This window comes from Leuconostoc carnosum, assembly GCF_014207505.1.
GTDB classification, from domain to species: Bacteria; Bacillota; Bacilli; order Lactobacillales; family Lactobacillaceae; genus Leuconostoc; species Leuconostoc carnosum.
Map to the genome: position 1 here is coordinate 12937 of NZ_JACHGL010000008.1, position 14920 is coordinate 27856.

Below are 14920 nucleotides of genomic sequence, written 5' to 3' on the forward strand. Positions count from 1 at the left end.
AAGCCTGGTGCTACTTCAAATTTTGTCGGCGTGAGTGGTAAAAATTAAATAGGACAATACCCAAATTCAAACCAGCAACGGCTAACAAACTTGACATGATGCTTGGTAGATGGTTCGTAGCAAAAAAGCCAGTTACAATTGGCATCACGAAGAACGCAATACTACCAAAAAAGAAATAAAGTCCTGTAAGACGCCCAGAAAATTTAGGATAACGTGTGATTAACTGACTCAATCCTAATTGCAAGGAACCACCCGCAGCAGATATACCAAAAATGAAACAACCAATACTAGCACTCCTCATATCATGACTCAACACCACAACACTCAGTCCTAATAGTGTCCCTAAAGCTGTCACTATCAGTAAGTTCGCTTCTTTAATCCAGCTTCGATTTGTAATTAAAAAGAGCAAGCCGACCCCGACTAATGACCCCACGCTGTAGAAACTCATCAGCAAATGCGCATTAACAGTTGAAAATGATTGTACAACATGAAAATAACGAGTAATCCACTGAGTAAAGTGAATCATTAACCACATCGAACTAAAACCATAAATCAAAAACAATATTTTTGTTGTATCCCACTGCCAAGTAGCGTCCTTTGTGTTAACCGCCACTTTTTTACTTGGTTTTGCAACATAGAAATTATCAGAACTGATGGTTGCCATGAGGATAAGATTCACGAGTAGTATCGCTGTGGCTAACCAATATAACCAACCAAACCACATATCACGATTCATAATGGCTACTAACACAATCGGCAATATACCTTCACCCAATGAAATCATTGCTTTAATCAGCACGTTACCACTTGAATTACCGTGGTTAATTTCTAACAATGTTGGATATGCCACAGCATCTAAAGCGGCATTACCTAATCCAGCTAATGTTGTTATGATAATGGCAAAAAAGACAGTATGTGTTAGTGGTAATATCGTAAAAAACAGCAAGTACAGGACAGCCGCAACCATCAATAATTTTTTGCGATTTAAGTGGTCAGATAACTCACCTAAAATTGGATAAGCTATCAATTTTCCAATCCCAATTGCCGAAACAACAGCAGTGGTACTAGCAATAGAAGCCTGCCACAATGTACTCAATTGTTGCACAGTTTGTGCCAAAATAATTAACGCAAACCCTTGGACGATGTAATTTAAATAAACTACAAGCCGCAATCGCAAATTACGGCTACTATTCTGACTATTTTTTATAATTCCAGTCATCTTAAACTCTCCTAAATTAAACTACAATGTGATTAAATAATAGTATTAATCTTTAAAAATATATATTTTAGAAATCATTTCATTTTAACACAAATATTATGAAATACCCGACAATTTCTTAAGGATTAATAATAAAAACAGCCTACTCATTTAGTAGACTGTTTTTATTATTTCATTAACTGTGTGCATAATTAATTTTTTTGAGTTTACGTTTTTTCATCATGTAGAAGCTAATGATGATTAATGTAAATACCACAAACATTCCCAATAAGACGAGTACATCTGCTGTTGCCGAATGACCAATCATCAACGACTGACGTAATGCACTCACAGAATACGTCATAGGTAAGTACGGATGGACAACTTCAAAGAAATGATTTGATAGCTCAATCGGATAAGTTCCAGCTGACCCACCTAATTGCACTATCATCAAGAGCATTGTCAAGAAGGAACCTACTTTTCCAAACCACAAATTAAGAGCCGTAACGATGGTAACAAATGCAAAGGATGTCATAATGATTATGCCAAAAGTCGTAGCATAATTTACGGGTTTCAATCCAACAATGACAACTGATACCAAGTACATCAGCGCGCCTTGAAGAAAAGCAAACGGATATACAACTGCCATTTTACTTGCCCACCAACTCATAACCTTTTTAGGATACTTAAGTGGTGTCACCAAATCATACATCAAGTTAAACGAGACTGCACCAATGAATAACGATAACGATAATATATAAGGTGCCATGCCTGTCCCGTTATTCGGTACAGTATCCTTTTCGCTATGTTTTGTGGTAGTGGGATTTGCTAATTGCTCATAAGTCTGTGGTGTTGCCTTAGTTGCACTGACCTTACCACCTACTTGTCTGAGCTTATTAGCTAATAAACTATTGCCATCGGCTACTTGAGAAATACCATCTCCTAGTTTCTGAGAGCCTGATGCTAATTTATTTGACCCATCAGACAATTGCGTGGCACCCTGAGTTAATTTCTGAGAACCACTCAATAGCTGGTTACTATGGTTCGTCAATTGACCTAACCCAGCTGTTGCTTGATTGCTACCACTAGCCAACTGTGATATTGCTGAATGCATAACTGGCATGTTTGTATTAAGTGATGATAGACCATTGGTCAGCTTTTGTGAACCAGTATTCAGCTGCTTGCCATTAGAAGATAATGCTCTGGTTCCTGTATTGAGTTGTGAACTCCCTGTTGCCAAAGCATTAATACCATTGGTTAACGTTGGCATATTCGCATTAAGTTGTGTCAAACCATTCGTTAACTGTGTCGCACCATTAACCAGCTGATTTGACTTCTGATCAAGCTGTGAAAGTCCTGTCGTTAACTGTGTTGCCCCAGTTGCTAATTTATTCGTGCGATCTCCTGCTTGCTGAACTGAACCAATAAGACTGTTGATACCGCCATAAACTGTTGTCGTTTCTGCACCAGTACCGTAGCTGTCAACCAGACGGTTTACTCCATTTTGAACTTGCTTTGAGTTTTCATCAGCTGTTCCTAATGTTTGTAAACGCGTTTGCAAAGTACTTAGATTATTTGTAGCCTCTTTAAGTGCGCTGATAACTCCTCCAGTCGGCAATATCGCATTTGATATTGCTGTAGTCTGTTGATCACTGAGATGCTGTTCTTTGGCTACAGTATTTAACTTTGCTTGCGTCCCAGTCATATATTGGTTAATTGTCGTGATATTGCCCGCCAAACTTGCCATACTAGTGGTGAGCTGATTAATTTCACCAGCATGCTGATTATTACTACTGCTATTCACAGCTGCTTTTAGTTGGTCTAATCCTGTCTTAAAACTTGTTAATCCTGCTTGTAACTGCTGGATTTTATTTTTTGAACCAGCATCGTTTAATGCACTATTCATCTGTGTCAAACCACTAGAAATTTTTTCACTCGCTTTAAATGCAGTTGTTGTCCCATCTGTATATTGAATGACGCCAGTATTTAAATCATTTGAACCATGAGATAATTTCTCAACGCTAGAATTAACTGCTGTACTACCAGTAACTAACTTCTGCGCGCCCTGATTTAGAGCACTAGCACCAGTATTGACTTTATCAATACCAGTAGTATATTGATTGAGTCCTGATTCAAGATTAGTTGAGCCTGTATACAATTGTGACACACCAGTATTAAGACTAGGCATTTTTTCTGACAGTTTGTTTAGCCCTGTTGCAATCTTAGCACTGCCCTTTTGTGCCTGAGACACGCCACTAAAATACTGGCCCAACCCTTGGGTTAATGTATTAGAACCATCACTAAATTTCAGACTACTGGTAGCTAGAACTTGTAAATTCGTTGCAATTTTATCATTTCCATTTTGTATTTTTTGACTACCCGCGGCTAATTGCTGGTTTCCTTTTGCCGCAGTTGAAAATCCACCACCTAACGCCTGCATTTGTTGAAACATAGCTTCAGCATAATTTTGAGTTATTTGTTTAGAAATAGTTCGAGCAATACTTTCAGCTCCAGTTTTAGAGAGCTGACCCGCAATAAAACTATGTCCTAAACTAGTACTATAGTGTAGAGACATTTTTTTCGGATGTTCATCTAACAAAGTTGTGGCATTTTCAGAAAAACTTTTAGGAATGGTTAAAACCATATAATACTTACCGTCTGAAAGTCCTTTGTTGGCAACTTTTTGACTTGGAAAACTAAATTTCATTGTATTCGAATTTTCTAAATTGTGTTTTAATTGTTCACCAACAGCTAGGGTCTTGCCGTTATACTTGACTGATTGATCCTCATTAATCACTGCAACAGGTAAATTTTTAATTTCACCATACGGATCCCACATTGATTTTAAAAATCCTAAAGCGTAGAGTGACGGAACCAACATAACAGCAATTAAAACAATCACCATAAATTTATTCCGCCAAATCTTTTGCCACTCTATTCCAAGCATGATTTTATTCCCCTTTTTTGAACAACGTGTTGATTTATTTTAAACTATAGTTTATATTAGTCATTAAAAGGCACAAAATCAATATACAATTTTTTGAAAAATGTCTAATAATTATCGGAGTATCTCATGAACAGACAAAGGAAAAACGAAATTACACAACAGCGAATTATATCAGCGTTAATTGTTTTAATTAACGAGAAAGGATTTACTAACCTCACCGTTTCAGACATTGCGCGTGTTGCTGAACTCAGTCGTGGCACATTTTATGTTTACTATTTAGATAAATATGACTTATTAGAAAAAGTTGAACAAAATCTGATCAGCAACTTAACAAGGTTAATGCAAACAAATATTGACTGCACAATTTCTTGGTTAGATCACTCAGAAACAAAAAAAACTACCGAAAACTTAACCGACTCACCTTACCGTAGTTTTATTCAATCTTTTGATTATCTTGATCAAAATCGTACCATCATCAAATCTTTATTATCACAAAATGGTGATTCACAATTTCTTTACCAACTGAAAACTCTGATTGATAAACAAATCAAGGAGCATTATCAATTAATTTTTAAAGATGAGAAAAATGTTATACCAATTGATTACAAGCATGATCTATTAATCACTAGCTTGATGAGCATTATTGGTCATTGGCTCCAAAAAGAATCACCTGAGTCACCTACTGAAATTGCTGAAATTTTAATTAATAGTCGTCTACTTGCTTCGTATCAACTAAAGTGAAAGATGTCATGAACAAAACGTATGATATACGTTTTGTTCATGATGTCTTTCTTTTACTCTCTTATTACTGACTACAATTAAAAATTTAAATAAAAAAACCTATCCCGAAAGATAGTGAATCAAGCGCTAATCAAAACATCGCTCACTATTTTTTAGAATAGGGTTCCCCAGCGTATCTTTTTGCTACAATTTGATATGCTCCCAATTAAATTGTAGCAAAATAACCCAGCAAAAATTTCAATTAATTACTGCTAATTTAGCCCAATATATATTATTGATTTTTATAGTTTTTGTGATATAATGTTGTTTTTTAATGAGTTAATCTATGCTACATAAATTTATAATAAATACTTATTGTTCATTAAATCACGAATAGTAGGTGTTTTCGTTATTTTGCTGTATAATGTAAACATTAAACTAACTGATAGAGGTATGAATGAGTATTGGCGAAAAAATCAAGCAACTTCGAAAAACAAACGAACTAACACAACAAGAATTTGCTGAAAAGTTATATATTTCATTTCAATCTGTATCTAATTGGGAGCGCGGTGTAGCGCATCCAACAACTGAAATGATGTTACATATTATTGAAAATTTTCAACTACCAATGGCTTTTTTTATCGATGAACCCTTTGATAGTAAAGAAGAAAAACTCATTTTATCATCCTTTGTAAAAAGCATGTATCATAGTAGAGATGAGGCGCCAAGTCTTGAAAATATTCAAGCTTTATCCGGCCTATCAGCAGAACAGATTACGTCATATTTCCCATCCTATGATGATTTAGTTTATGCTATCATACACCAAGTTGATCAAAATATTAAAATGAGAGTGGCAGACAGGCTGGCGACTAATGATGACGTTATGGCAGTTTTTATAGATGATATGGCCCCTTTACTTTACAGTAAAAAAAATGAACTACATATTTTATACACACGTCCTTACATTAAAGGTGTGTGGATGCAATTTATTAAGTCAAAATATAAATCAATCCTCCTTCAACATACGTTAAATGAGTCGTCATACAATGATAATCTAGCGACTGAATATCTTATTGAAACACTTATGGGCTTTATCTCAGTATGGATGAGCCAAACTGAACCAGAATCTTTAGAACAGTTTCAAAACCGAATTAAGTATCTGGCAAATAATAATCTGTCCTCTTGGCAATATTAAATTTAAAAAGCGCACATGTAATCAGATTCAGTCTAACTACATGTGCGCTTTTATATGACATGCTTATATTAAATCTACAATAGCAAAAATCCCTGTAAATAACATCAATTAATTGTGATTTACTATGCCAGCTGCCACATGATACTTTGTTAACACCATATTGATTCAACTTAATAGCCTCATAAAACAAATTACTTTGACAAACACAGTAATTTGTTTTATGCTATACTTATAAGTTAAAAGAAGGTGGCAAAATGGATATTTCTAAAGATCTTATTCGTGGTCACACAGATACGATTATATTAAACATTCTCAGCCAAGGTGATTCCTATGGCTATCAAGTATCAAAATCTATTCGTAGCCTAAGTGATAATCAATATAGCCTTAATGAAGCCACGCTTTATACTGCATTTCGTCGTTTAGAAAAAATTGGTGAAATTGAGAGCTATTGGGGCGATGAAACACAGGGTGCCCGCCGTAAGTATTATAAAATTACTAGTTCAGGTAGGCAACATCTCGAAGCTGCTTTGAACGAGTGGCAATTCGCCAAAAACATCATTAGTCACCTAATCAGTGGCGAAGTAACTGAAGGAGACAATCTATGACAAGTATAGAAATGGAAATACGCACGCGTTTGGATGTCCTTTTCTCACAATACACACCAAATAACCAATTAACTGAATTCAAAGAAGAGCTTGTCGCTGATTTGCTTGAAGCTTATCAAGACTTTGCTAAACAGGATCGTTCGCACGATGAAGCACTCGATGATGCCTTTGATCAATTGGGTGATATAGAAAGCGTCCTCAGCGATATAAGTCAACAACATACAAGCGATGAGCATCAATCCAAATCCAATCAAAACAAAAAACCCTTTGTAGACTTTTCTGATGACGGCGTGCATATTGGTAATTTACACATCAACGGTAAAGGTGTTAGATTAGGTGATGATATTGTTATTGATGGTAAAAATGATAAAGTAAACCTTGGCGATTGGTTACATGTTGATCATGATGGTGCCCGTATTGGTAGAAAATATTATAAGTTTGATGATAACGACAACAACGAAGAGAGCATGTTCGACTCTGGAAATTTTAAAATGCCATCCTGGGCTGCAGCTCATCATAACGCCCAAATTCCAATCAGCACGCAATCACTAATTTTTGACTATAAAGATGCAACCGTCCATTTTTATACAAATGATAAACTTGATTTGATCACTTTAGATGAGTATTTCAGTCGTGATAACAGCCGATATTTTGCCACTATACATGAGACAGATGATCATATTTCAGTAACTCAAGGTGATTCCCCACTCATTTTCCATGTACGTAAATTAATTAATATTGGTCTACCAAAATCTATAACAAACAGTGATATTACCATTATTAATCGTAATGGCAATATATTAGTACAAGATATTACTTTAGCCAACTTCAATGTTAATATCGAATCTGTTAACTTTAAAGCCCAGCATATTCAAGCTAAACATGCTGACTGGCAAGCGCACTCTGGTAATATTCAAGCTGATCACATACTCTTTGAAACCGCAAAAATTGATAGTCGCTCAGGTCATACTAAACTTGACCACACCACAATTAATCAAGCTCAAATCGACCTATCCTCTGGATCAGCGGACATTAATCACTTTACCGGTGGTGGCAAAATAAAGATCAATTCTGGTTCTGTTCGTTTACGAATCAATAAACTAACTAGTGATCTTAAATTGAAAACTAGTAGTGGGCGTGTTCGCATGACAACACCAGAAACGCAAGATTTCTACTTTGACTTAAACTCCAATTCTGGCAGTATTAAAATTGAACGCACAGATAGTAGTCATCTTGATAAAGATACAAGCAATTATAAACGTGGATTCTTTGGAGATGACCCGCGCTTTACAATTGACGCAACAACTAATTCTGGTACAATTAAGGTGTATTAATACCAATTATTTCAATTAAAAGGAGATTAATTATGACTCATAAAAAGCAATTAACGCGATCACGTAATAACCGCATGGTAGGTGGTGTTATCGGTGGCATTTCGGAATATTTTGGTTGGGATGCAACAATTGTTCGTGTAATATATGTTATTCTCTCTATCTTCCCAGTTATTCCTGGTATTGTACTTTATATTTTGGCGTGGATTATTATTCCAGATTCACCACGCCGGACACATCGCTACACTCATGGGAGCCGTAAAGACATTACACCAGATGATAATTAAATAAAGTTAGCCTCCTCGTCAAGTGATATAACCATTTTTTTCGTATTATAATTTATCTCACTGACAATGGAGGTTATATGGTAGATTACGTATTTAGTCTTTTTACAATAAAAAAAGGACGTTCATAATAAAAAACCGATGACATTAACAGTCATCGGTTTTTTATTGTAATGATGTTACTCAAACATTTACTATTCTTCGGTTGAGGTATCATCTGTTGAGGCACGATCTAATAAATCAGTAACCTGATCAAGTTGATTACTATCTAATGGTGTTTCACGTGGAACATCTTCAGTCACTTCATCAAGTGGTTCATCTTCATGATCGACTTTAGCTAGGGTAGCCACTTGTGCGCCATCTTCTAAGCGAATCAAGCGAACACCCATTGTTGCTCGTCCTGTTTGGCTCACAGTTGATGCAGCAAAGCGAATCATTACGCCTTGAGTCGTTGTTACCATAATATCTTTATTAACATTAATAATAATCATACCAGCTAATGAGCCATTTTTCTCAGTGATATTAGCTGTTTTTATACCCTTACCACCACGCCCTTTAATTGGGTACTCTGTAGCAGGTGTTTGTTTCCCGTAACCATTCTCGGTGATGATCAATACATTATCTTGTTGGCTCAAAACATCAGAACCAATAACTAGATCTCCCTCACGTAAGCGAATACCTCGGACACCAGCAGCAGCACGGCCCATAATACGGACATCTTCTTCAGAAAAACGAACAGAATACCCATCTTTTGTAGCAATAATAATACTCTGTGTTCCATCAGTAATTTGAACAGATAAGACTTCATCATTATCACGCAACGTCAAAGCCTTTAGCCCATTTGTTCGAATATTTGAGAATTCACTCACAGCAGTACGCTTAACGACACCTTGTCGTGTCACAAAGAATAGATAATCTTGGCTTTCACTCGCCTCACCTTTCACAGTGATTACAGTCTGAATTTTTTCGTCACCTTCAAAATTCAGTAAATTAACAACTGGAATACCCTTGGCTTGACGGCCATATTCAGGTACTTCATAGCCTTTCATCCGATAGACTTTGCCCTTATTTGTGAAAAAGAGTAACGTATCATGTGTTGATGTGGCAACCATCTGATCAACGAAGTCCTCATCATTAACGTTCATCCCCTGAACACCACGACCACCACGATTTTGGGCTTTAAATTCCGCCTGTGGTACACGTTTAATGTAACCATTACGTGTTAATGTAACGATGACTGCTTCTTCTTCAATCAAATCTTCATCTTCAATATTTGTCACATCACCAACTTGTAGTTCTGTGCGACGTGGATCTCCAAATTTTGTTTGAATTTCAAGTAATTCATTATAAATGATATCATCAACACGATGCTCATGTGCCAAAATATCTTTCAAATCAGTAATTAATTCAACTAATTTCTGATACTCATCTTCGATCTTATCACGTTCTAAGCCTGTTAAGCGCACCAAACGCATGTCTAAAATCGCTTGTGCTTGTTTATCGCTTAGTGCGTAACCATCAATCAAATGTCTCTTAGCTTCTTCAGATGTTTTAGATGAACGAATAATACCAATGATGGCATCAATATGGTCCAACGCTATCCGCAAGCCTTCAAGAATATGTGCACGCGCCTGTGCCTTCTGCAAATCAAAGGCCGTACGACGACGAATAACTTCTCGCTGGTGTACGAGATAAGCCTCTAAAATTTCTTTGAGGCCCATTGTTTGAGGCTTTCCACCATTAATTGCTAACATGTTGAAACTGAAGTTTGTTTGCAATAAAGTTTCTTTATATAAATTATTTAAAATCACACTAGCTGACGCATCACGACGTACATCAATAGATACACGCAAACCGTCACGATCTGATTCATCACGAATTGCAGTAATGCCTTCAATACGCTTATCACGCGCAAGCTCAGAAATACGCTCAATCAAACGTGCCTTATTAACAGCGTAAGGCAACTCAGTAACAATAATTTGTTCTTTCCCTGTCTTGGTTTGTTCGATATCAACCTTGGCACGCACTGTTACACGACCACGTCCTGTCTCATAAGCACGTCGAATGCCTGACTTACCCATGACAATACCACCTGTTGGAAAATCAGGTCCCGGCAATGCCTCCATTAAATCAGTTGTTGTTGCTTCTGGGTTATTCATCAGAATATGAATGGCTGAAATAACCTCACCCAAGTTATGTGTTGGAATATTTGTTGCCATACCAACGGCAATCCCAGTCGCACCATTGACTAACAAATTTGGAAAACGTGCAGGTAGTACTTCAGGTTCTCGCTCTTCACCATCATAGTTGGGCACAAAATTAACCGTGTCTTTATTCAAGTCACGGACCATTTCCATAGCAACTTTAGATAAACGCGCTTCAGTATAACGCATAGCCGCAGCGCTGTCACCATCGACCGAACCAAAGTTACCATGACCATCCACTAACATGTGACGGTATGAAAATGGTTGCGCCATACGCACCATTGATTCATAAATCGCCGAATCACCGTGTGGATGATATTTACCCATAACGTCTCCAACAATACGTGCAGATTTTTTATGCGGTTTGTCGGGTGTATTCCCTTGTTCAATCATCGAATACAAAATACGACGATGAACAGGCTTCATACCATCACGAACATCAGGTAAAGCACGCGCCACAATAACTGACATTGCATACGATAGAAATGATGTTTTCATTTGTTCAGACAAATTCGCATTGCGAATGCGCGTGTCATTTTGTTCAGACATTTGTTACTCCTTGGTCAATTTTTTGAACTCTTACTATGTACCCGCTTGAATGCTATCATTCAAACTTAACGTTAAATCAATACGGTATATATCAAATATCTAAATTCTCAACAAACACCGCATTTTCTTCAATAAATTCACGACGTGGGGCAACATCGTCCCCCATTAACATATCAAAGATACTATCGGCTGCCTCAGCATCTGCAGGGTCAACACGCAATAAACGACGATTTAAAGGATCCATTGTTGTATCAGCAAGCTGATCAAAATCCATCTCTCCTAGTCCCTTATAACGTTGTACCTTTGGCTTAATATTTGATGGTAATTGCGCTAAATATGCCTCAAGTTCTTCATCAGAATCTAAATATTCTCGTGTTTTAGAATTACCAAGCGCCACACCATACAAAGGTGGTTGTGCAATATAAATATACCCAGCATCAACTAATGGTCGCATGTAGCGATAAAACAATGTTAACAGCAACGTCCTAATATGTGCACCATCAACGTCGGCATCGGTCATAATAATCACTTTGTGATAATTCGCTTTTCCAGCGTTAAAATCTTCACCAAATCCTGTACCCATTGCTGTGAATAATGAACGGATTTCTTCGTTAGCTAGTACCTTATCCAAAGTCGCCTTCTCAACATTTAAAATCTTACCACGAATTGGTAAGATAGCTTGAGTCAAACGGTTACGCCCTTGTTTAGCTGAACCACCGGCCGAGTCTCCCTCGACGATGAACAATTCCGAAATAGATGGATCATTAGAGGTATTATCGGCTAGTTTTCCAGGTAAATTACTAATTTCCAAGCCAGACTGCTTACGCGTCATTTCACGTGCACGCTTAGCTGCCAGACGGGCCTTTTGTGCCAAAATACCCTTTTCAACAATTTGCTTAGCAATTGGTGGATTTTCCATCATGAAACGACTAAAAGTCTCTGAAAACATACGATCAGTCGCTTGACGCGCATCTGAATTACCTAGCTTGGTCTTCGTTTGCCCTTCAAATTGTGGATCTGGATGCTTGATTGAGACAATTGCTGTCATCCCCTCTCGTACATCTTCACCTGTCAAACTTTCCGCATTATCTTTAAGTTGCCCATGTTTACGGGCATAATCGTTGATAACACGTGTCAAGGCTGTCTTAAAGCCTGTTTCATGGGTACCACCTTCATAGGTATTAATATTATTAGTAAATGTTCGTAAACTATCTTTAATATCAGTGGTATACTGCAGTGCCGCTTCAACAACGATGCCATTTTCTTCACCTTCAACATACACTGGATCTGGGAATACAGCTGTTTTATCAGCATTTAAATAAGCTACATATTCTTTAATCCCACCCTCAAAGTGAAAACTTTCAGTCACTGACTGTTCTGGTCGATTATCAGTAATTGAAATACGTAATCCTTTATTCAAAAAAGCTAATTCTCGGACACGAGTCAATAAAGTATTGTAGCTAAATTCTATTGTTTCACGAAAAATATCTGTATCTGGTTTAAAGTGGACAATTGTCCCACGGCTAATCGTTGGCTTTTCATCTAACTTAACCATTTTGGTGTTCACGCGACCGGTCTTGAAATCCATATAATAGACTTGCCCATCACGAATAACTCTAACATCTAGGTCAGTTGATAACGCGTTAACAACTGATGCACCAACCCCATGAAGACCACCAGAAACTTTATAACCGCCACCGCCAAACTTACCACCAGCGTGTAAAATAGTAAACACTGTCTCAAGCGCTGGTTTTCCAGTTTTGTTTTGGATATCAACTGGAATACCACGACCATCGTCTGTAACCGTAATTGAATTATCTTTTTCGATGGCTACCGTGATATGTGTTGCAAAACCAGCTAAGGCTTCATCAATACCATTATCAACAATTTCCCAGACCAAGTGGTGCAAACCTTGTGCTGTTGTCGTTCCAATATACATTCCTGGTCGCTTACGTACCGCTTCAAGACCTTCCAGTACTTGAATTTGGTCTGCATTATAATCACCAGCGCTGGCATCAACCGTACTAGATTGACGAATTTCTTCATCATCCGTAACGATGCCATCAATATTTTCTACTGCTTTATTATTTTCTTCAGACATATTTTTCTCCAGATAGTTGAATATAATAAAACCTGATTTGCAACAGGTTAATCACGCAACTTACTCATGATTGCGCCTCTTCTTCGACATCAATACGACCTTGCTGGACGTGAAACACTTTAGGTTCATGAATCAACTGCCGTGCAACATCACTTAATGATGGCGCCGTTATAAATGTTTGAACTTTATCTTGAATCGCCAACAGTAAGTGTGTCTGACGATTAGCATCTAATTCACTTAAAACATCATCTAGTAGCAAAACCGGATATTCTCCCGTTTCTTGCTGCATCAAATCTATTTCAGCTAATTTAATGGCTAAAGCTGTTGTTCTTTGTTGGCCCTGCGAGCCAAAGACTGCCACATCATTCTCATTAACAATGAATTGAATATCATCACGATGTGGCCCAACAAGTGTTGACCCTTGCATAATTTCGCGTGGTCGCTGCCGCATTAAAGCTGATTCAAAGGCTGATTTTATTGTTTCTAAGTCTATGCCTTGATTAACTTCAACAGCACTTTGATACTTGAGTGTTAGCGTCTCTTGCTGATTAGAAATCGTTGCATGAATCGGCTGTGCTGCCTGTTGTAATTTTTCTAAAAAGCCCTGCCTCGCTAATAGTACTTGGGCGCCCACATCAACTAATTGTGATGTTAAGACGTCCAAAAACATGGTATCTGTCGTTTGCTTGAGTTGCAATCGTTTTAAGTAGGCATTGCGATCCTTTAATATACGGCGATACTGTGTTGTGTTGTATAAATACAATGGATTCATTTGTCCAAATTCCATATCAATAAATCGTCGGCGAACACTAGGTGCCCCTTTAACCAACTCGAGGTCTTCTGGTGCAAATAAAATAACATTCAATTGGCCAATATATTGAGATAACTTGGATTGTTCCAGATGGTTAACACGTGCGCGCTTGCCTTTGTTAGAAAAATGCAAAGATAATGGCGTTTCGCTAATATTTTTCTTTACACGACCACTAATGGTTGCTTCTTTTTCTTGCCAACGAATTAAATCTTTATCACTACTCGTACGATGCGAACGCGCTAAAGCTAAAACGTAAATGCTCTCCAACAAATTCGTCTTTCCTTGCGCATTCTCACCCAAAAACACATTAATGCCCTCACTAAAATCCAACGCTAAATCAGCATAATTACGATAATTTGTGAGCTTTAACGATTTGAGTTCCAAGAACCCGGCCCCTTTGGTCCTCTAGTACCTTGCTTTGATCTCCCAAATCCACCAGCGCGTGTGCCATTTTTACGACGTAATTCTGCAAAACGTGCTTCTTTACGTTCTTTAGCGACAGCGGCCTTTTGTGCTTTGATGCGATCATTACGAATGGTCTTTTTGGCAGCGGCAGCACGCTCATCTTTTTCTTGTTGTGTCGCTGCGATTAGCTCATCAACATTTTCCGCTAATTCGATAACGTACGTTTCACCGTCAATGATAATCTGATCATGGTCGTACAATTTTTTACCACGACGGTTTTCTTCCTCGCCATTAAGCATCACCGGAAAATCCATGAGATAGTATTTAGCTTGTCCACCAGAAGAAATAATATTTTCTTCTTTGAGCAATTGAGTGAGTGTGATGTATTCAGTTGTGATTTTTACATTTTTCGTCATATTAGTTACTTGAGTATTATACCATTTTTTCATCTTAAGTTCTTTAAAAAACGTCCTAAAATCGTTTTTAAGCGATTTTAGGACGTTTTAAGGATTTTTGTTTATTTTCGATTAAATTTATTGAGAACGTAAATCAGTCTATTCTAGCGACTAT

11 protein-coding genes are annotated in these 14920 nt (G+C 37.4%); 5 read left to right on the forward strand and 6 right to left on the reverse strand.

Features of this window, described 5'->3' with window-relative positions:
* Nucleotides 1-10 precede the first annotated feature (10 nt).
* Nucleotides 11-1219, reverse strand: coding sequence for an MFS transporter (locus HNQ98_RS08385; RefSeq protein ID WP_014973551.1), 1209 nt, complete (start codon nt 1217-1219; stop codon nt 11-13).
* A gap of 175 nt (nt 1220-1394) precedes the next feature.
* A complete protein-coding gene (locus HNQ98_RS08390; protein ID WP_135197226.1) occupies nt 1395-4145 on the reverse strand; it encodes a YhgE/Pip domain-containing protein in 2751 nt (916 codons plus the stop codon).
* A 126-nt stretch (nt 4146-4271) separates the two neighbouring features.
* Between HNQ98_RS08390 and HNQ98_RS08395 the strand changes: the two genes are divergently transcribed.
* The 5 genes from HNQ98_RS08395 (at nt 4272) to HNQ98_RS08415 (ending at nt 8283) form a co-directional block, all read left to right on the forward strand.
* Nucleotides 4272-4886 (forward strand): TetR/AcrR family transcriptional regulator, encoded by a 615-nt coding sequence (locus HNQ98_RS08395; RefSeq protein WP_135197225.1) that lies wholly within the window; start codon nt 4272-4274, stop codon nt 4884-4886.
* A gap of 436 nt (nt 4887-5322) precedes the next feature.
* A complete protein-coding gene (locus tag HNQ98_RS08400) occupies nt 5323-6060 on the forward strand; it encodes a helix-turn-helix domain-containing protein (RefSeq protein WP_135197224.1) in 738 nt (245 codons plus the stop codon).
* Nucleotides 6061-6314: 254 nt separating this feature from the next.
* Complete coding sequence (locus tag HNQ98_RS08405) at nt 6315-6665, forward strand: PadR family transcriptional regulator (RefSeq protein WP_135197223.1); 351 nt, start codon at nt 6315-6317, stop codon at nt 6663-6665.
* Entirely contained in the window at nt 6662-7999 is a 1338-nt protein-coding gene (locus HNQ98_RS08410) for a DUF4097 family beta strand repeat-containing protein (RefSeq protein WP_019041372.1), read from the forward strand. Before HNQ98_RS08405 ends, HNQ98_RS08410 begins: the two co-directional genes overlap by 4 nt.
* A gap of 32 nt (nt 8000-8031) precedes the next feature.
* Nucleotides 8032-8283, forward strand: coding sequence for a PspC domain-containing protein (locus HNQ98_RS08415; protein WP_014973545.1), 252 nt, complete (start codon nt 8032-8034; stop codon nt 8281-8283).
* A gap of 191 nt (nt 8284-8474) precedes the next feature.
* Here the strand turns inward: HNQ98_RS08415 and gyrA are convergent, their stop codons facing one another.
* From gyrA to yaaA, 4 genes are all read right to left on the reverse strand, one after another.
* Nucleotides 8475-11033 carry a DNA gyrase subunit A gene (gene gyrA / locus HNQ98_RS08420; RefSeq protein WP_135197221.1) on the reverse strand — a complete coding sequence of 853 codons (2559 nt, stop codon included), beginning with the start codon at nt 11031-11033 and terminating at the stop codon, nt 8475-8477.
* A 91-nt stretch (nt 11034-11124) separates the two neighbouring features.
* On the reverse strand, nt 11125-13134 hold the full coding sequence (gene gyrB, locus HNQ98_RS08425) for a DNA topoisomerase (ATP-hydrolyzing) subunit B (RefSeq protein ID WP_014973543.1): 2010 nt from the start codon (nt 13132-13134) through the stop codon (nt 11125-11127).
* A 64-nt stretch (nt 13135-13198) separates the two neighbouring features.
* Complete coding sequence (gene recF, locus HNQ98_RS08430; RefSeq protein ID WP_135197220.1) at nt 13199-14329, reverse strand: DNA replication/repair protein RecF; 1131 nt, start codon at nt 14327-14329, stop codon at nt 13199-13201.
* Nucleotides 14311-14766 (reverse strand): S4 domain-containing protein YaaA, encoded by a 456-nt coding sequence (gene yaaA, locus HNQ98_RS08435; protein WP_014973541.1) that lies wholly within the window; start codon nt 14764-14766, stop codon nt 14311-14313. Before yaaA ends, recF begins: the two co-directional genes overlap by 19 nt.
* Nucleotides 14767-14920 lie beyond the last annotated feature (154 nt).

Bases quoted from the DNA above. Each gene is read 5' to 3' on its own strand.
- HNQ98_RS08415 (WP_014973545.1), top strand. From the start codon at position 8,032: ATGACTCATAAAAAGCAATTAACGCGATCACGTAATAACCGCATGGTA.
- HNQ98_RS08405 (WP_135197223.1), top strand. From the start codon at position 6,315: ATGGATATTTCTAAAGATCTTATTCGTGGTCACACAGATACGATTATA.
- yaaA (WP_014973541.1), bottom strand. From the start codon at position 14,766: ATGACGAAAAATGTAAAAATCACAACTGAATACATCACACTCACTCAA.
- HNQ98_RS08400 (WP_135197224.1), top strand. From the start codon at position 5,323: ATGAGTATTGGCGAAAAAATCAAGCAACTTCGAAAAACAAACGAACTA.
- gyrA (WP_135197221.1), bottom strand. From the start codon at position 11,033: ATGTCTGAACAAAATGACACGCGCATTCGCAATGCGAATTTGTCTGAA.
- HNQ98_RS08390 (WP_135197226.1), bottom strand. From the start codon at position 4,145: ATGCTTGGAATAGAGTGGCAAAAGATTTGGCGGAATAAATTTATGGTG.
- HNQ98_RS08410 (WP_019041372.1), top strand. From the start codon at position 6,662: ATGACAAGTATAGAAATGGAAATACGCACGCGTTTGGATGTCCTTTTC.
- HNQ98_RS08395 (WP_135197225.1), top strand. From the start codon at position 4,272: ATGAACAGACAAAGGAAAAACGAAATTACACAACAGCGAATTATATCA.
- HNQ98_RS08385 (WP_014973551.1), bottom strand. From the start codon at position 1,219: ATGACTGGAATTATAAAAAATAGTCAGAATAGTAGCCGTAATTTGCGA.
- gyrB (WP_014973543.1), bottom strand. From the start codon at position 13,134: ATGTCTGAAGAAAATAATAAAGCAGTAGAAAATATTGATGGCATCGTT.